Below are 16,835 nucleotides of genomic sequence, written 5' to 3' on the forward strand. Positions count from 1 at the left end.
GTTTATATACAGTATAAATAAACAGTATTTATCCACGAGGTAAAAATTGCAAGCTCGCCTCTTAGCGGGCCAGCCACAGCCCCACGACCAGGGCACTAATGACCGTGATAAAAAACACAAGGTTGCGAACGCGGGTATCGCGGCGAGGTTTCATGGCAATCTCCATCAAAAAATAATCGGCGTCGTGGCCCGTGGCCGCGTAAAAGCAGCGCAAGCGCTGCGTCGAGCATGGTAACGTTTGCATCCTAATGTTTGCATCCATAGCGTCATCTGACGCGCCGGATTTTCGCTGTGAGACACTGATTTATGAAGGACGCTTCTCGAATGAGTGCGGCGCCTCAGCCGCTTTCGTTGGCCGATGGGCGGTTAGCGGCCCTGAGCTGGGGACAGCGTGACGCGCCCACTTGGCTGGCGCTGCATGGCTGGCTGGATAACGCCGCGAGCTTCACACGCCTAGCCCCGCACTTGGTGAGTACATTGGGCATTCGCATCGTGGCGATCGATTTTCGTGGCCACGGGCACTCCGTCCATGCACCTGCGGGCAGCGACTACGCGCTCTGGGACTACACCCATGATGTGCTGGATACCATGGACGACCTAGGCCTCGAACAGACCACGCTGCTGGCGCACTCCATGGGCGCGGCGGTTGCCTGTTTGATCGCGGCTGCCTTGCCAGAAAAGGTCGCGCAACTGGTGCTGCTGGACGGCTTGGGCGCGCTCAATACGCCGCCAGAAGAGACGGTTAGCCAACTGCGCAAAGGCGTCATCGCTCATCGGCGCAGTTCTTCACGCACGCCGCGTTATCCTGACCTGGAAAGCGCCGTGGCGGCCCGGGTGGCGGGCGGTGTCACGCCGTTGGACAGTATCACCGCGATGCCTTTGGTCGAGCGCAATACTCAAATCACCGCCGATGGTAAGGTGCAGATGCGTACCGATAGCCGCCTGCTCAAACCCTCGCTGGTACGCTTTACGCCCCAGCAGGTGCTGGCCGTACTGAGCGAGATTCGCGCACCGGTGCTATTGATAGAAGGAGAACGAGGTATTTTGGGCGAGCGGGCATGGGCCGTTCAGGCGCGGCAGGCAGTGCCGAAGCTCACCCGGCACGTGCTATCAGGCGGTCATCATCTGCATTTGGAGCCGCAGGCCGTCGAACGCGTGGCCGACGTGATCTCTCGTGAACACTGCTTGGCCAGTTGATGGTGCATGAAAAGCCAACGCACACCCATGGGTCGCTAGGCCAACAAGGAGGGTCGGAACGTGGTTAGCCAATTGACGCAGAGAGCACTGGGGGGCGGCAATAAAGTCGCTCTGGTGTTAGGTAGCGGTGGCGCAAGGGGGTATGCACACATCGGCGTGATCGAGGCGCTAGAAGCCCGAGGTTTCGAGATCATTTCGATAGCCGGATGCTCCATGGGCGCGCTGATCGGCGGCATTTACGCGTCGGGTAAGCTGCCGGAGTATCGCGACTGGGTGTGTAACCTCGATTACCTAGACGTGCTCAAGCTGGTCGACGTGACTTGGAGCCCCATGGGCGCGATGCGCGCCAACAAAGTGATGAGCAAGCTCGAAGAGCTGGTGGGCGATCGGCTGATCGAAGACCTGCCCATTCCGGTGACCACCGTGGCGACGGACTTGGTGCGTCAGCGAGAAGTCTGGTTTCAAAACGGCCCGCTACTGCGCGCCATCCGCGCTTCGATTGCCGTGCCGGGAGTGATCACGCCGGTACACGTTGGTGAGCAGGTGCTGGTGGATGGCGGGCTGCTCAATCCGCTCCCCATGATGCCGATTCTGGCGGCCCATGAGGCGGATTTCGTGGTGGCGGTGAACGTTACCGCCCACAGCCCGCAGCCCGTCACGCTGGATGAGCTGCTACCCAAAGAGGCACACGATGACGAACGCACCGCCCTAGTGCGTGATCGGGACGCCAATATTGGTGGCTGGATAGAAGAGGTGCGCGCCACCACCCGGCGGCTGTGGGGCGGTTTGGGCGGTGGTGTCGACGAGAGCGACGATGACGAAACCGTGGACCTGCGTGGCAAGCGTGAGTGGGGCAAGCTGGATATGATTCTGGAGTCGTTCGATATTACTCAGGCGGCACTAGCGAAGTACAAAGTGGCGGGCTATCCGCCCGACGTACTGATCGAGATTCCCAAAACGGTTTGCAGCACTTATGAATTCCACCGTGCCAACGAGTTGATTCGGTTAGGCCGTCACTTGGCCGATGAGGCATTGGAGCGACGCATGCCGAGCATCGCCTCGGATGCGGCGGAGTAAACACGTTAGAAATAACCCTACTGGCCACGCTTACGCAGCAAGATATACACCGCCCCGGTGCCGCCATCGATATCGGTGGCAGAGCAGAACGCCAGCACGCCGGGCCACTCTCTCAGCCAGGCGTTGGTGTGGCTTTTCAGCACAGGGAAGTCGGACGTGGTGCCCCACGCCTTGCCATGCACCACCAGCACGCAGCGCAGCCCCTGAGCGGCGGCGTCGCGCAAGAAACTCTCCAGCTCCAAACGCGCCTCTTCCAAGGTGTAGCCGTGCAGATCCAACCCCGCCTGCCATGCCGTTTGGCCCCGTTTGAGCTGGCTAAAGGTACGCCAGGGGAGGTCGGGGACGCTGAACTCAAGATACTCCGAGGGCCGCACGGCCTCTACCCGGCCATCGGAAGTGCGCCCACTGGTTTGCAACGTGTTGCTCTCCACCGCCGCGCGGCGGCGCGCTTCGCTGGCCTCTGACGGGCGCTTGGGCTTGCCGGGATCGGCTTGGTTAGTGGCAATACGGCGCACCCCTGCCGCCTGCAGCGCTTGGCGAAAGGCACTGATATCGTCATCGTTGGGCAGGTGTCGCGTCATGGTCGGCTCGAATCAACAAGGTAGTGGTGAAAAACACGGCGATGAATAAAAACGCTAAGGCGAGACAGTATAGCGAGCCTAGCGCTGCTGTGAACCGGGCGGCGTCAAAGGTACAATCCCCCTAACGAATTTTTGACGCCAGGAGCCCTTGTGACCACGCATCTCACCGATGAGTCCTTCCCCTCGACGTTAGCGCAGCCGGAATCTGCGTTGATCAGCGAGCTTTTCACGCTGAGAGACTATTTGCGCTGGGTTTCCAGTGAGTTCTATTTGGCGGGGTTGCACTATGGCCACGGTACGCAGTCGCCATGGGACGAGGCGGTAGCGCTCTGCCTGGGTGCGCTGCATCTGCCCTGGAACGTCGACCCCGCCGTGCTGGATGCGCGGCTGCTGCCCGTCGAGCGCGAGCGGATCATTCGCCTCGCTCGTGAGCGCGTCACCACGCGCCGCCCGCTGCCGTATCTGCTGGGCGAAGCCTTCTTTGCTGGCTATCCCTTCAACGTCGATGAGCGCGTGTTGATCCCCCGCTCGCCGATGGCTGAACTGATCGAAGATGGCTTTGCCGCCTGGTTCCCCGAAGAGCCGCCCGCCCGGGTGCTGGATTTATGCACCGGCTCTGGCTGTATCGGCATTGCCACGGCGCTGGTGCTGCCCACCTGTGAAGTGGCGCTGGCGGATATCAGCCAGGATGCCTTGGCCGTGGCGCGGCAAAATATTACCCGTCACGATGTCGGCGACCGCGTGCGCGCCGTGGCATCGGACGTGTTCGACGGCCTGGAAGGCCAGCGCTTCGACCTGATCGTCTCCAACCCGCCCTACGTCGATGAGCGCGATCTGGCCACCATGCCCGCCGAGTTCCGCCACGAGCCGTCGCTGGCGCTGGGCGCCGGCAGCGACGGCCTGGATATCGTGCGGCGCATTCTGCGCGAGGCGCGGCAACACTTAACGGAAGAGGGCTGGCTGATCGTCGAAGTCGGCAACTCTGACCGCCACGTGGAGGCCGCCTTCCCCGAGGTGCCGTTCATCTGGCTTGAATTCGAGCGTGGCGGCCAGGGCGTGTTCGCCCTGAGCGCCGCTGAACTCGACGCCCATGCGGCGTCTTTTGCGTGAGGAATTAACGCCCATGTCTGGCAATACGTTTGGCAAACTGTTTACCGTCACTACTTTTGGCGAAAGCCACGGTCCCGCGTTGGGAGCCATCATCGATGGCTGCCCTCCCGGTATCGCGATTAGCGAAGAGGATCTGCAAGGCGACCTGGATCGCCGTCGCCCTGGCAGCTCGCGCCACACCACCCAGCGCAAAGAGCCGGATCAGGTGCGCATTCTTTCCGGCGTGTTCGACGGCAAGACCACCGGCACCTCCATTGGCCTGCTGATCGAAAACACCGACCAGCGCTCCAAGGACTACTCCAAGATCAAGGACCAGTTCCGCCCCGCCCACGCGGACTACACTTATCACCACAAGTATGGCCACCGCGACTACCGAGGGGGCGGCCGCTCCAGTGCCCGTGAAACCGCCATGCGCGTGGCGGCCGGTGCCATTGCCAAGAAGGTGCTGGCGGCACAGGGTATTCAGATTCGTGGCTACATGAGCCAGCTCGGACCGATCAAGATCGACTTCAAAACCTGGGACGCCGTCGATCAGAACGCCTTTTTCTGCCCCGACCCCGATAAGGTCCCTGAGCTGGAAACCTACATGGATCAGCTTCGCCGGGATCAGGACTCCGTGGGTGCGGAAATCACCGTGATTGCCGAGGGCGTGCCCGTGGGTCTGGGCGAGCCGGTCTTCGACCGCCTGGATGCTGATCTAGCGCACGGTTTGATGAGTATCAACGCGGTAAAAGGGATCGAAATCGGCGCGGGCTTTGGCTGCGTTGCCCAGCGCGGAAGCGAACACCGCGACGAGATGACGCCGGAAGGCTTTCTCTCCAACCACGCAGGCGGCGTGCTGGGCGGCATTTCCAGCGGCCAGCCCATCGTCGCGCGGCTGGCGCTGAAGCCGACGTCCAGCATTACCACGCCCGGACGCTCCATCGATGTATACGGCGAGCCGGTCGAGGTGATCACCAAAGGGCGTCACGACCCCTGCGTGGGCATTCGGGCAACGCCCATCGCCGAAGCCATGATGGCCATGACGCTGCTCGATCACTGGCTTCGCCATCGTGGCCAAAACGCCGACGTTAGCGTTGATACACCGCGTTTGGGTCAGCGATAACGCCAAGGTACGCCGAGAAGTTCGCTGCTACACTCAAGGAAGACGGTTAAGGAGTTCCCTATGAAAATTAACGTTGAGTTTGACCTGACGCCCGATGAGTTTCGGCAGTCGCTGGGACTCCCCGATGTGGAAGCGTTCCAGCAGAACTTGCTGAACAACATTCAACGGCAGATGGAATCAGGGGTAGAGGGCTATGACCCCATGAGCTTGATGCGCCCCTTTTTGCAGCAACCCATGATGCAGCAGGGGCTTTCACAGGGGCTGGCCAATTTTGGCACCTATCAACAGATGATGCTGGATATGCTGCGCCAGGCCGGTAGCGCCCACAGCGGTAGTGCCAGCCAAACGGATAGCGAACCTTCGTCGGCGGCCAATGAGAAAACGACCAAGGCGAAAGCCACGGCCTCTTCTCGCTCTCGGGCCAAGGGGTAGGCGAGTTAGGCGCTATCGATGGGGAGCACTGCGGCGGGAGTATATTGCAAAGCAGCATGGCGCGTATTACTCTTTTTGCGGTGCAGCAATTTGCGATGTGATGAGCCACTCCCGGCTCATGCCAAGGAACGAGAGATAGGAGCAATCACCATGCAAGACAAAATGATGGACGCCTTCAACGCCCAGACCCGCCAAATGTTCGAGCCGATGCGCAAGATGAACTCGCTGATGCTCAACAACATGGAAAAAATGACCCAGTATCAGCTCGAAGCGATGAAGCGCTATACCCAAATGGGCACCGAGCGCATCCGCAGTGCAACGGAGATCAGCGACGCCGAGAGCCTGCGCGATTTCGGCACCCAACAAGCAGAAATGATGAACGAGCTCTCCCAACAAATGCAGGAAGACGCGCGAGCGATGAGCGAGATGAGCCTGCAGTTCAAATCCGAAATGGAGAAGCTGTTTAGCGAAGCCGGGCAAAAAATGACCGAACAGGCCAGCGCCGCCGCCAAAGGCGAGCAGCCCGCCAAAGCGACGAGCCAGTCGTCTCGCAAAAGCTGATCGTGAACGAGCCGTGCGGCGCCATCGAGGCGCCGCCTTCGTTTGTCGTGTTCTTGAAAGCGTTGCCGGGGCGGATGCCGCCCAGCAGGTGAGGGGGAAGGGGTATGCAGTCAGGGTGGAAAATGCCGTCTCAACACTACTCTCAAGAAGAGATGGAGGCATGGAAGGCGCAGCTCGACGACATTGGTGAGCAGTACAACGCTCTGTTAGGCGACTTACTGACACGCATGGCGCCCAGCGAAGCCGCCGACTCCGTCTACAGCGATATGCGCGAGAGCTTCGAAGCCGCCGCCCGCTCGCTGATGAGCAACCCAAATTTGCTGTGGCAAACCCAGTCGCGGCTGATGCAAGACCAGTGGCTTTTATGGCAGCAGGGAGTGCGCGCCATGGCCGGAGAGCAGGTCACCCCGCTCGTGACCCCGCCCAAACATGACCGGCGCTTCAAGGACGATGCCTGGACCACCGATCCCTACTACATGGCGATCATGCAGCAGTATCTGCTGTTTTCGCAGATGGTCGACGAGCTGATTAACGACCTCGACGGGTTGGACCCCGTTCATAAGCGTAATCTGGCGTTTTACGCCCGCCAGTTGGTGAACGCGATGTCGCCCACCAACTTCGTCTCGACCAACCCAGAAGTGATGCGCCGTACCCTGGAAACCAAAGGCCAGAATTTGGTCGACGGGTTGGCACGGCTGCGTGAAGACCTTGCCAACTCGGCAGAGGGTATCAACGTACGCATGACCGACCGCAGCGCCTTTGGCGTGGGCGAGAACATCGCGGTAACGCCTGGCGCCGTAGTGTATGAAAACGAGCTGATCCAGCTCATTCAATACACGCCGACCACCGAAAAAACGTTCAAGACGCCGCTATTGATCGTGCCGCCCTGGATCAACAAGTATTACATCCTCGACCTGCGTGAAGATAACTCGCTCGTAAAGTGGATGGTCGACCAAGGCCACACGGTGTTTCTGATCTCCTGGCGTAACCCAGGTCCCGAGCAGCGTGACATTACCTGGGCCGATTACATGCAGATGGGCCCGATCAGCGCCATGGAGGCCATCGAAAAGGCGTGCGGAGAGAAGTCGGTCAACCTGCTGAGCTACTGCGTGGGCGGCACGCTGACCGCCTCGACGGTGGCTTACCTCACCAGCACCCGCCGTGGCCGCAAGGTGAAATCGGTCACCTACATGGCCACACTGCAGGATTTTCGAGACCCGGGCGATATCGGCGTGTTCTTGAACGAGCGCGTAGTGCAGGGCATTGAGCAAACCATGCAGGTGCAGGGCTATTTGGATGGCCGATCCATGGCCTATACCTTCAATCTGTTGCGCGAGAACGACCTGTTCTGGTCGTTCTACATCAACAACTATCTGAAGGGTGAGATTCCGGCAGCCTTCGACCTGCTCTACTGGAACACCGACGGCACCAACCTGCCGGCTGGCACTCACGCATGGTATTTGCGTCATATGTACCTGGAGAACCGTTTGGTGGAGCCGGGCGGCATCGAGCTGGACGGCGTCAACATCGACCTGCGCAAAATTTCGGCGCCCAGCTATTTCGTCTCCACCAAAGAGGATCACATCGCCAAGTGGAACAGCACCTACTACGGTGCGCTGCTGCCCAAAGGCCCGACGACCTTCGTGCTGGGCGGTTCCGGGCATATTGCCGGTATCGTGAACCCGCCTCATAAGAACAAGTATGGCTACTGGACCAACGACACGCTGCCCGAGACCCACGACGCCTGGCAGGAGGGCGCGACCTTCCACGAAGGCTCCTGGTGGCCCCATTGGCAAGCGTGGGTGACGGAGAACGGCTACGCCGATGCGGACCCGAAAAAGATGGTGCCCGCCCGCCAGCCGGGTGCGGGCGAGCTGAAGGTGATCGAAGCCGCGCCGGGCCGCTACGTGCGCATGACCATTCCAGAAGTGCTCGGAGAAATTCCTAGCAGCACCTGATCGGCGAGGGCTGTTAGAAGCCCGCCTAAAACGAAGCCCCCTGCCACGAACGTGTCAGGGGGCTTTTTGATGGCCGCTGCGCCGCAACCGTTACCGCCGACGCACGAGGCCCGGTAGCAGCAGTAGCCCCGCCAGCAACCAAACGGGCAGGCTGCCCAGGCGGGTGAACGGCGTCAGCCCCTCCATGGCGTAAAACTCGCCGGTGAGATAGGTGGTCTCGAACTGCGGCGCGCGCTCCACTACGTCGCCACGTGGGTCGATGATGGCGGTGATGCCGTTGCTGGTGGCGCGTACCACGTAACGGCCGTTCTCCAAGGCGCGCAGGCGCGCCATTTGCAGGTGCTGGTGCGGGCCGATGGAGGCGCCGAACCAAGTATCGTTGGAGACGGTCACGATCACGCCGCTATCTGCCGCCCGCTTTGCGACCAGCGCTGGGTAGATGATCTCGTAGCAAATGGCGTTACCGATCGCCACTCCTGCTGCTTGCATCGGCACCTGCTCGGAGGCGCCCTTGGTAAAGCTGGACATGGGCAAGTCGAAGAAGTTGATGGCGCCGCGCAGCAGGCTCTCCAGCGGCAGGTACTCACCAAACGGCACCAGGTGCTCTTTTTGGTAGCTGCCTTCCACGTTGCCAACGCCAATCACGCTGTTGAAGTAGCGGTCGTTCTCATCCAACTGCACGATGCCGGTGATGAGAGCCGTTTCAGGCGGCAGGTTGGACTGCACTCGCTCCAGCACGGGCCGTGCTTGGCTATCGATCATGGGCAACGCCGTTTCCGGCCACACGATCAGATCCGTCTCATCCGCCACTTCGCGCGTCAGCTCGCTGTAGGTATTGGCCGCGGTACGCTGGCCTTCGGGGGTCCACTTCAGCAGCTGCGGCAAGTTTCCCTGTAGCAGCGCCACGCGGGTAGGCTCGCTGACCGGCGTGGTCCACTGGCTGGGCAGTGCCAGCGGGGCCAGCCAGATGGCGGCCAGCGGCAGGGCGACCCACCACTGGCGGCGCAATAGTTCCGCTCCCAGCGTGCCGGTGAGCACCACCAGCAGCGAGAGTAGGTAGACACCTCCTACTGGGGCCCAGTTGGCCAGTGGGGAGTCCACGTAGCTCGCGCCGACCAGCAGCCAAGGGAAGCCGGTGAACAAGTAAGTGCGCAGCACCTCGCCCAGCACCCACGCACCAGCAAAGGTGAGCAGCGCCCAGCGGGGGCCGATGAAGCGGCGGTAGAGCCAGAACGTGCCCGCAAAGAAGAGCGCCAGCACCCCAACGAAGAGCGCCGTCAAAAACACCGCCAGCGGCACCCCGGTATAGCCGTAATCGTGAATCGAGACGTACACCCAAGAGGTGCCGCTGGCAAATAACGCCACGCCATAAAGCCAGCCTTTCAGCGCCGCCTGGCGCGGAGTCAGCGTGTGCAGGCCCACGTACAGCAGGCCCATGGCCACCGGGCCTAGCCACCAGAGTTCGAAGGGGGAGGCGGTCAGCGTGGTAAAGCCGCCCGCCACCAGAGCGGCGAGCAGCTGTAGCATCAACGTGGGTGTGAACCCCATGGCGATATCCTATCTGCAGGGTAGTAAAGACAGTGGGAGGACGGCCATCTAGTCGTCCTGATGCTCGTCGTCAGCGGCGTCGCTGTCGCGGTAGGCTTCGAGCAGGCGAATACGGCGATTATCGGCGTTCAAGATGACGAAGCGCCAGCCGCCTAGCGTCGTGTGTTCGCCGCGGCCGGGAAGGTGACCGAACTGCTGCATGACCAGTCCACCCACCGTGTCGAATTCGTCGTCGGAGAATTCGGTGCCGAAACGCTCGTTGAAGTCTTCGATGGGCGTGAGGGCGCGAATGGCGAAGTGGCCGTTCTCCAGCGTACGGATATCGTCCTCTTCATCGGTATCATGCTCGTCTTCGATATCCCCGACGATCTGTTCGAGAATGTCTTCGATGGTGATGATCCCCGCCGTGCCACCGTACTCGTCCACCACGATCGCCATATGGTTATGGGTCTCGCGAAACTCCTTGAGCAGCGTATTCAGACGTTTGGATTCGGGAATGAACATCGCTGGGCGCAGCACGTCTTCCAGCTTGAAGGCGTCGCGGCTCTCTTGCGATTGTGACAGCAGGGGCAGTAGATCCTTGACAAGCAGGATACCTTTCACGTCGTCCAGATTTTCGCCCACCACGGGGTAGCGGGAGTGGCCGGTTTCTTGGATTAGCGGCAGGTAATCTTCCCGCGTTTGATCGAGGGTAATGGCCGTGACCTGAGAGCGTGGGATCAAGATTTCACGCACCTGCTGATCGCTGATATCGAGCGCCCCCTCAATAATCATGATGGCGTCTTGATCGAGCTTCAGTTTGCCAGCGGTGTGGCGTAAAAACGTCATCAGCTCGTCTCGTGAGCTGGGTTCGTCGTTGTCTCCGGAAAGGGCGCCAAAGAGTTTCTCGAGCCATGATTTTTGATTGGGGTTGCTCGATCGGTCTTCGCTCATTGCGTCAAATCTCTCAGTTACCAAAAAAGGTGTTGCTAGGGTGATCGTACATACACGCCATCGTTGTATCACTGAGTGGCCGTTGACACCACTCTAAACGTTCGCTGGATTTAGGACGCGTGATAAGGATCAGCAATATCGAGGGAAGCCAACAGCTCACGCTCTAATTGCTCCATCTCTTCGGCTTCCTGGTCGTCGATATGATCGTAGCCCATCAAGTGAAGGGTGCCGTGTACGACCATGTGTGCATAGTGGTGGGCCAGCGGCTTCTGCTGTTCGTCGGCTTCGCGGGCGACCACGGCGTGACAAATGATTAGGTCACCCAGCAGCGGAAGAGTGATGCCAGGTGGGTTCTCGAACGGAAACGAGAGCACGTTGGTGGGCTTGTCTTTACCGCGATAGTCGCGGTTGAGCGCCTGGCTCTCCTCTTCGTCGACGAAACGAATGGTCAACTCTTGACGCTCGTCGTCCGGATGACGAGAAAAGACACAGCCCACCCAGTGGGTGAGCTGTTCGAGCGAAGGGAGCAGCGGCTCATCGATGGCCGCCTGCCGGTCGATCACGATAGTGCTCATCGGTCGTTCTCTCTCGGACTGCTGTTGCGCTCCATGGCCTGCATACGCGCTTCGCGCTCCTGCTGGCGGGCTTCACGCCGGGCACGCTCGGCCACTTCCTGCTGAGACTCGAACTCGTCGTAGGCTTCGATGATGCGCTGCACCAGCGGGTGACGCACTACGTCCTTCGCGGCAAAGTGGGTCACGCCGATGCCGGGGGTATCCTTGAGCACGTCCAGCACCTGCGACAGCCCCGAGCGCTGCCCCCGGGGCAGGTCGACCTGGGTAATGTCGCCGGTGATGACCGCCGTGGAGCCAAAGCCGATCCGCGTCAGAAACATCTTCATCTGCTCCGGCGTGGTGTTCTGGCTCTCGTCCAAAATGATGTACGAGTTGTTGAGTGTGCGGCCACGCATGTAAGCCAGCGGGGCAATCTCGATCACCTGACGCTCGATCAGTTTCGCCACCTGCTCAAAGCCGATCATTTCGTACAGCGCGTCGTATAGCGGGCGCAGGTACGGGTCGATCTTTTGCGCCAAGTCCCCCGGTAGGAAGCCGAGCTTTTCGCCCGCTTCCACCGCTGGGCGGACCAGAAGGATGCGGCGCACCTCTTGCTGGTTGAGCGCTTCCACGGCAGCCGCTACGGCAAGGTACGTTTTGCCGGTACCCGCTGGTCCGATGCCGAAGTTGATGTCGTGCTCGCGGATGCTCTGCACGTAGCGCTGCTGGTTCAGGCCGCGGGGTTTGATCATGGCACGCGGGGTGCGCATGATCACTTCATCGCTACCGCCTTCGCCGTCCTCTTCCTCCTCCAGTGCTTCCAGGCCTGACTCCTGCAGGAATAGATGCACGGTATCCGCCGAGAGCTCGTCGGCAGCGGTTTCACGGTAGAGGTGTTCCAGCACGTTGGCAGCCGCTTTGATACGATTCGCGGCACCGGCCAGCTGAAAAACGTTGCCACGGTTGCGCAACGTCACGTCCAGGCGGCTCTCGATCAGCTTTAGGTGCTCGTCCTGCTGGCCGCAGAGGCTGGCAAGGCGCTGCGGGTCATTGGGTTCAAGGCTTAGGGTAATGATGCGATTGGCCTGAGGTGATGGCTGGCTCAAGAGTAAGAAACCCGTTAGTTGATGTGTGTGAGTCTCAGCTTACTGCCCCGGCGGGGCCGGGGCAATTACATAGGATAGGCGAGCGATCAATAACGCTCGCCCGAAGCAAGCTCGCCACGCAGCGAGTTGGGCAGCGCTTCGGTGATCTCGACATCGACGAAGTAGCCGATCAGTTCGGTGGGGTTGGCGGCACGGAAATTGACGACTCGGTTGTTCTCGGTGCGCCCGGAGAGCTGGCCGGGGTCCTTGGGCGAGAACCCGGTGACCAGGATGCGCTGGGTAGAGCCCACCATACGGCGGCTGATTTGCGCCGCCTGCTGCAGGATGCGCTCCTGCAGAATGGCCAGGCGCTGCTTCTTGACGCTTTCTGGCGTGTCGTCGGCCAAGCCCGATGCCGGCGTGCCGGGGCGCGCCGAGTAGACGAAGCTGAACGAGTGGTCGAAGCCGATGCGATGAATCAGATCCATCGTCGCTTCGAAATCTTCTTCCGTTTCACCGGGGAAGCCGATGATGAAGTCGGAGGAGAAGCTAATATCCGGGCGGTTCGCGCGGATGCGCTCCATCTTCTCGATGTACTCTTCTGCCGTGTGCCCGCGCTTCATGGCGCTGAGAATTCGGTCGGAGCCGGACTGCACCGGTAGGTGCAGGTGGCTGACCAGCTCGGGAATCTCGGCAAAGGCGTCGACCAGGCTGTCAGTGAATTCCACTGGGTGCGAGGTAGTGAAGCGAATGCGGTCGATACCGTCGACGGCGGCCACGCAGGCAATCAGCTCGGCCAGGTCGATCTCGTCGCCATCGTCATTCTCCCCCCGGTAGGCGTTGACGTTCTGGCCCAGCAGGTTGATCTCGCGCACGCCCTGGTCCGCCAGGTGGATCACTTCGTCCATCACCGCCTCGAAGGGTCGCGAGACCTCTTCGCCACGGGTGTAGGGCACCACGCAGAACGTACAGTACTTGGAGCAGCCTTCCATGACCGACACGAACGCCGTCGCGCCATCGGACTTGGGCTGGGGCAAGTGGTCGAACTTCTCGATTTCCGGGAAAGTGACGTCCACCGCCGCAATCTGATTATTGTTGCGGGCGTCGAGCATCTTCGGCACGCGGTGTAGCGTTTGCGGGCCAAAGATCATGTCCACGTAAGGGGCGCGTTTGCGCAGCGCTTCACCCTCTTGGCTGGCTACGCAGCCGCCCACACCAATGACCAGGTCTGGATTGGCGTCTTTGAGCTTTTTCCAGCGGCCTAGCTGGTGGTACACCTTGTCCTGCGCCTTTTCACGAATGGAGCAGGTGTTGAGAAGAATGACGTCTGCTTCCTTCTCGTTATCGGTGAGTTCTAGCTGGTGAGATTCGCCGAGTAGGTCCGCCATACGCGAGGAGTCGTACTCGTTCATTTGGCAGCCGTGCGTTTTGATGAAGAGCTTCTTCGCCATCGGTACCTGTCATCTATGGGTCGTCGAAGGGGACGAGGGATGAATGAAATAACGGTGAGACAGCGTGCAGCGCTGCCGTCGAATGGCTGCATTATACGGACACAGCCAACCAGGGGCTAGCACTCCCCCATAATCGATACTTGACCCGCGCGATTCAATCAGTATACTACGCACCGTGTTTGAGCAGTTCCTCGATAGCTCAGTTGGTAGAGCAAATGACTGTTAATCATTGGGTCGCAGGTTCGAGTCCTGCTCGAGGAGCCAAAACACTTATCAGCACAGTGGCTTAGGTCAATCTACGCAAACACTGATAAGTCGTCGGTTCCAGCTCAGACGCAACAGCAAACGATGTTCCTCGATAGCTCAGTTGGTAGAGCAAATGACTGTTAATCATTGGGTCGCAGGTTCGAGTCCTGCTCGAGGAGCCACATCGCTGTTCTGCTATTATTACCGATAAGGTAAACGTTCCCCGATAGCTCAGTTGGTAGAGCAAATGACTGTTAATCATTGGGTCGCAGGTTCGAGTCCTGCTCGGGGAGCCATTTAGCGTATCACCTTTCCTATCTGAATGATTCTATCGCCCGTTGCCAACTGGCATCTTGAGTGTTTTTACATGTGTATTTGTTAGCTGTCCGTCCCTTCTTAACGCCTGCCTATCGTATGGCGTACACTATGTTTCCAATTCATGGCGTGGGAAGGTGTCGTGGGAGAAGCGGCTAGCCTGCAGGCGCTGCAGGTGTTCAAGTGTTTGAGCGATGAGACGCGGCTGATGCTGGTGCTGCTGATTGCCCGCGAGCAGTCGCTGTGTGTGTGTGAGATGACCTATGCGCTTGAGGAGTCTCAGCCCAAGGTGTCGCGCCATTTGGCACAGCTGCGACAGTGTGGCTTGCTGGTCGACCAGCGGGAGGGGCAGTGGGTCTACTACCGTTTGGCGCCGCAGCTGCCGGCCTGGGCGCAGTCGATCATCGCATCGGGTGCGCAGGGGAGTGCAGTGCCGTTGGAAGCGCTGACGCAACGCTTGGCGCGCATGGGAGATCGCCCGGCGCGGCGTGCGGCGCTCTGTTAACAGCCATCGATGACATGCAAAAAAACGCCAGCCCGAAGGCTGGCGTTGTCGCTTCCAGTGTAGGGTAAGCGTGGTTAACGCTTGGCCATGCGCTGGCTCTCTTGCAGATGAACGTAGTCGAGGAGCACTTCGGCGGCTTCGAGCACGTGGGCGCGGTCCACGGGCATCTCTTCGTCGTCGCTGTCGTTCTCGGTCTCGGCGTCTTCGGTGGCGGCGGTGCCGTCGCTACGCGCGTCCATCCACTCTTCCAGTTCCGGCAGGCCCAGGGCGCGGCGGCGCTGGTTCTCCAGAGAGAGTTGCTCGGCTTCTTGGGCCTCTAGCTCTCTCTGACGCTGCTCGCGGTTTAGGCTCACGCTGGTGTGCTGTTCACGCAGCTGGCGAGCCAGCGTGGACTGGCGTTCCAGATAGCGGAAGTTGGGATTCTCTTTGGCGCGCTCTTCGTGGCGAGCAATCAGCGTAGGCAGTACGCGCTCCGGCTCGCCGTAGCGGCGATACTGAACGTTTTGCACGGTGTCCCAAGCCAATGCGTTATCCAGGCTGCTTTCACCAATGCGCTCGGGGTCGATCAAGCTGGGAAACGTGATGTCTGGCTCCACGCCGCGGTTCTGGGTGCTGTCGCCAGAGATACGGTAGAACTTGGCGCGGGTCAGTTTGATTTGGCCATGGCTCAGCTCGTTGAGGGTTTGCACGGTGCCTTTGCCAAAGGTGGAGGCGCCCACTACAACGCCACGGCCGTAGTCCTGAATGGCGCCGGCAAAGATTTCCGAGGCCGAAGCTGAAAGGCGGTTCACCAGTACGGTGAGTGGACCGTCGTACACGGTGCCCGCTTCGGTGTCGCCGTAGAGCTGAATGCGGCCCTGGGCGTCGCGTACCTGCACGGTGGGGCCGCGGTCGATGAATAGGCCGATCAGCGAATTGGCTTCCTGTAGCGCGCCACCGCCGTTATTGCGCAGGTCCAGCACGATGCCTTCCACACCCTCTTTTTTGAGAGTCTCGATTTCTCGGGCGACGTCGCGGGTGGTGCTGCGGTACTCCTCTTCACCGGCTTGCCAGGCGTCGAAGTCCACGTAGAAGGTGGGCACATTGATGACGCCGATGCGGTGTGGCTCGCCGTCACGCATCACTTCGATCACTTCGCTGTGGGCGGCTTGATCTTCAAGGCTCACCGTATCGCGGGTGATTTCGACGATTTGCGAGCGGGTCATATCCACCGCCTGGGCCGGCACCACGTCCAGGCGGACCACGGAGCCTTTCGGGCCGCGAATCAGGTCGACGACGTTATCCAGGCGCATGCCCACCACGTTGACCATTTCTCCCTCTTCCTGGCCCACGGCGATGATGCGGTCGGCGGGTTCTAATACACCTGCGCGCTCCGCGGGGCCGCCGGGTACGAGGCTAGAGACCTTGACGTACTCGCCGTCGGATTGCAGTAGCGCGCCTATGCCCTCCAGCGAGAGGCTCATTTGAATGTCAAAAGATTCGCCTTGGCGAGGAGATAGGTAGCCGGTATGCGGGTCGATGGTGCCGGAGACAGCGGCCATCAGCAGCCCAAAGACATCTTCCGATTCCGTTTGGCGTAACCGCGAAAGCTGGCCTTCATAACGTTGGCGCAGGTTGTCTTCGATCTGCTCTGCGTCTTGGTCGGTGAGGGCGAGGGTCAGGGCGTCGTTTTTCAGCCGTTTGCGCCATAGCTCATCCAGCTCGCTTTCGCGGCTGGCCCAGGGAGCGTCTTCGCGGTCGACTTCCAAGCGTTCGTTGCTATCGAACTCCAACGATAAACCGTCGTCCAATTCGGCGAGCAGCCATTCCAAGCGGTTTGTGTGCCGCTCGCTGAGACGGTTGTAAAGCGCAAACGCATCGTCTAGGTCGCCGTCGAACAGCGCGTCGGCCATGTCGTCTTCGAGGTGGCGATAGGGTTCGATGTCACGGTTCAGTAAGTAGCTGCGCTGACCATCAAGAATGTCCAGATAGCGCTGGAAAGCTTCCTGTGACCACTGTTCGTCGAAATCAATATCGGCATAATGGCCATAGCGGAGGGCTTCCGCAATTTCCACCGCCGCTTGGCGTTGTTCGTCGGTCGGCGCAAGTTGCGCCAGCGCTGCCGGGCTGGTGATCACCAGCATGACGGCAAGGGCGACCGAGCGCGAAAGCGTTGCAAACAAGCTCATCAGTCAAGC

Annotated in this window: 16 protein-coding genes and 3 tRNA genes; 11 read left to right on the top strand and 8 right to left on the bottom strand. The window is 60.3% G+C overall.

All coding sequences use genetic code 11. From position 1 onward, the window contains the following. Nucleotides 1–61: 61 nt before the first annotated feature. On the bottom strand, nt 62–244 hold the full coding sequence (locus tag MHM85_RS10220; RefSeq protein ID WP_139525529.1) for a hypothetical protein: 183 nt from the start codon (nt 242–244) through the stop codon (nt 62–64). An 80-nt stretch (nt 245–324) separates the two neighbouring features. Here MHM85_RS10220 and MHM85_RS10225 point away from each other — a divergent pair, with 80 nt between their 5' ends. Both MHM85_RS10225 and MHM85_RS10230 read left to right on the top strand, forming a co-directional pair. Continuing rightward, on the top strand, nt 325–1,197 hold the full coding sequence (locus tag MHM85_RS10225; RefSeq protein ID WP_168444439.1) for an alpha/beta fold hydrolase: 873 nt from the start codon (nt 325–327) through the stop codon (nt 1,195–1,197). A gap of 60 nt (nt 1,198–1,257) precedes the next feature. Continuing rightward, complete coding sequence (locus MHM85_RS10230; RefSeq protein ID WP_176558202.1) at nt 1,258–2,274, top strand: patatin-like phospholipase family protein; 1,017 nt, start codon at nt 1,258–1,260, stop codon at nt 2,272–2,274. A 17-nt stretch (nt 2,275–2,291) separates the two neighbouring features. Here MHM85_RS10230 and MHM85_RS10235 read toward each other — a convergent pair whose 3' ends face one another. Beyond that, nucleotides 2,292–2,855 (bottom strand): Smr/MutS family protein, encoded by a 564-nt coding sequence (locus tag MHM85_RS10235; protein ID WP_153842392.1) that lies wholly within the window; start codon nt 2,853–2,855, stop codon nt 2,292–2,294. 150 nt (nt 2,856–3,005) lie between these two features. Between MHM85_RS10235 and prmB the strand changes: the two genes are divergently transcribed. From prmB to phaC, 5 genes are all read left to right on the top strand, one after another. Further along, nucleotides 3,006–3,965 (top strand): 50S ribosomal protein L3 N(5)-glutamine methyltransferase, encoded by a 960-nt coding sequence (prmB, locus tag MHM85_RS10240; protein WP_153842393.1) that lies wholly within the window; start codon nt 3,006–3,008, stop codon nt 3,963–3,965. A gap of 13 nt (nt 3,966–3,978) precedes the next feature. Beyond that, complete coding sequence (aroC, locus tag MHM85_RS10245) at nt 3,979–5,070, top strand: chorismate synthase (protein ID WP_153842394.1); 1,092 nt, start codon at nt 3,979–3,981, stop codon at nt 5,068–5,070. Nucleotides 5,071–5,130: 60 nt separating this feature from the next. Further along, nucleotides 5,131–5,502 (top strand): hypothetical protein, encoded by a 372-nt coding sequence (locus MHM85_RS10250; protein ID WP_139525534.1) that lies wholly within the window; start codon nt 5,131–5,133, stop codon nt 5,500–5,502. Nucleotides 5,503–5,652: 150 nt separating this feature from the next. Continuing rightward, complete coding sequence (locus MHM85_RS10255) at nt 5,653–6,063, top strand: phasin family protein (protein ID WP_139525535.1); 411 nt, start codon at nt 5,653–5,655, stop codon at nt 6,061–6,063. A 104-nt stretch (nt 6,064–6,167) separates the two neighbouring features. Next, nucleotides 6,168–8,021: a class I poly(R)-hydroxyalkanoic acid synthase gene (gene phaC / locus MHM85_RS10260; RefSeq protein WP_153842395.1), complete on the top strand. Its 1,854-nt coding sequence runs from the start codon at nt 6,168–6,170 to the stop codon at nt 8,019–8,021. A gap of 90 nt (nt 8,022–8,111) precedes the next feature. Here the strand turns inward: phaC and lnt are convergent, their stop codons facing one another. The 5 genes from lnt to miaB all read right to left on the bottom strand — a co-directional run bounded on the left by lnt (nt 8,112) and on the right by miaB (nt 13,592). Then, nucleotides 8,112–9,569, bottom strand: coding sequence for an apolipoprotein N-acyltransferase (gene lnt, locus MHM85_RS10265; protein WP_153842396.1), 1,458 nt, complete (start codon nt 9,567–9,569; stop codon nt 8,112–8,114). 48 nt (nt 9,570–9,617) lie between these two features. Beyond that, nucleotides 9,618–10,502 (bottom strand): transporter associated domain-containing protein, encoded by an 885-nt coding sequence (locus MHM85_RS10270; protein WP_139525538.1) that lies wholly within the window; start codon nt 10,500–10,502, stop codon nt 9,618–9,620. A 110-nt stretch (nt 10,503–10,612) separates the two neighbouring features. Further along, the gene (gene ybeY / locus MHM85_RS10275; RefSeq protein WP_139525539.1) at nt 10,613–11,077 is read right to left on the bottom strand and encodes an rRNA maturation RNase YbeY; all 465 of its coding nucleotides are present in this window, start codon (nt 11,075–11,077) and stop codon (nt 10,613–10,615) included. Further along, a complete protein-coding gene (locus MHM85_RS10280) occupies nt 11,074–12,162 on the bottom strand; it encodes a PhoH family protein (RefSeq protein WP_139525540.1) in 1,089 nt (362 codons plus the stop codon). Before MHM85_RS10280 ends, ybeY begins: the two co-directional genes overlap by 4 nt. Before the next feature lie 86 nt (nt 12,163–12,248). Then, entirely contained in the window at nt 12,249–13,592 is a 1,344-nt protein-coding gene (gene miaB / locus MHM85_RS10285; RefSeq protein ID WP_139525541.1) for a tRNA (N6-isopentenyl adenosine(37)-C2)-methylthiotransferase MiaB, read from the bottom strand. Between the two features lie 188 nt (nt 13,593–13,780). On the opposite strand from miaB, the gene MHM85_RS10290 reads away from it, so the two are divergent. From MHM85_RS10290 to MHM85_RS10305, 4 genes are all read left to right on the top strand, one after another. After that, nucleotides 13,781–13,856, top strand: a tRNA-Asn gene (locus MHM85_RS10290). 88 nt (nt 13,857–13,944) lie between these two features. Then, nucleotides 13,945–14,020, top strand: a tRNA-Asn gene (locus tag MHM85_RS10295). A 38-nt stretch (nt 14,021–14,058) separates the two neighbouring features. Beyond that, nucleotides 14,059–14,134 (top strand) — tRNA-Asn (locus MHM85_RS10300). Between the two features lie 143 nt (nt 14,135–14,277). Beyond that, complete coding sequence (locus tag MHM85_RS10305) at nt 14,278–14,658, top strand: metalloregulator ArsR/SmtB family transcription factor (RefSeq protein WP_176558203.1); 381 nt, start codon at nt 14,278–14,280, stop codon at nt 14,656–14,658. Nucleotides 14,659–14,732: 74 nt separating this feature from the next. Here MHM85_RS10305 and MHM85_RS10310 read toward each other — a convergent pair whose 3' ends face one another. After that, the gene (locus MHM85_RS10310) at nt 14,733–16,826 is read right to left on the bottom strand and encodes a carboxy terminal-processing peptidase (RefSeq protein WP_153842397.1); all 2,094 of its coding nucleotides are present in this window, start codon (nt 16,824–16,826) and stop codon (nt 14,733–14,735) included. Nucleotides 16,827–16,835 lie beyond the last annotated feature (9 nt).

The sequence above is a fragment of the Halomonas sp. McD50-4 genome (genome assembly GCF_022348135.1).
Lineage (GTDB): Bacteria > Pseudomonadota > Gammaproteobacteria > Pseudomonadales > Halomonadaceae > Vreelandella > Vreelandella piezotolerans.

What these genes read in the sequence shown, in the direction of transcription:
- MHM85_RS10220 (WP_139525529.1), bottom strand. Translation starts at nt 244, where the DNA reads ATGCAAACGTTACCATGCTCGACGCAGCGCTTGCGCTGCTTTTACGCG.
- MHM85_RS10225 (WP_168444439.1), top strand. Translation starts at nt 325, where the DNA reads ATGAGTGCGGCGCCTCAGCCGCTTTCGTTGGCCGATGGGCGGTTAGCG.
- MHM85_RS10235 (WP_153842392.1), bottom strand. Translation starts at nt 2,855, where the DNA reads ATGACGCGACACCTGCCCAACGATGACGATATCAGTGCCTTTCGCCAA.
- aroC (WP_153842394.1), top strand. Translation starts at nt 3,979, where the DNA reads ATGTCTGGCAATACGTTTGGCAAACTGTTTACCGTCACTACTTTTGGC.
- MHM85_RS10250 (WP_139525534.1), top strand. Translation starts at nt 5,131, where the DNA reads ATGAAAATTAACGTTGAGTTTGACCTGACGCCCGATGAGTTTCGGCAG.
- MHM85_RS10255 (WP_139525535.1), top strand. Translation starts at nt 5,653, where the DNA reads ATGCAAGACAAAATGATGGACGCCTTCAACGCCCAGACCCGCCAAATG.
- phaC (WP_153842395.1), top strand. Translation starts at nt 6,168, where the DNA reads ATGCAGTCAGGGTGGAAAATGCCGTCTCAACACTACTCTCAAGAAGAG.
- lnt (WP_153842396.1), bottom strand. Translation starts at nt 9,569, where the DNA reads ATGGGGTTCACACCCACGTTGATGCTACAGCTGCTCGCCGCTCTGGTG.
- MHM85_RS10270 (WP_139525538.1), bottom strand. Translation starts at nt 10,502, where the DNA reads ATGAGCGAAGACCGATCGAGCAACCCCAATCAAAAATCATGGCTCGAG.
- ybeY (WP_139525539.1), bottom strand. Translation starts at nt 11,077, where the DNA reads ATGAGCACTATCGTGATCGACCGGCAGGCGGCCATCGATGAGCCGCTG.
- miaB (WP_139525541.1), bottom strand. Translation starts at nt 13,592, where the DNA reads ATGGCGAAGAAGCTCTTCATCAAAACGCACGGCTGCCAAATGAACGAG.
- MHM85_RS10305 (WP_176558203.1), top strand. Translation starts at nt 14,278, where the DNA reads ATGGCGTGGGAAGGTGTCGTGGGAGAAGCGGCTAGCCTGCAGGCGCTG.
- MHM85_RS10310 (WP_153842397.1), bottom strand. Translation starts at nt 16,826, where the DNA reads ATGAGCTTGTTTGCAACGCTTTCGCGCTCGGTCGCCCTTGCCGTCATG.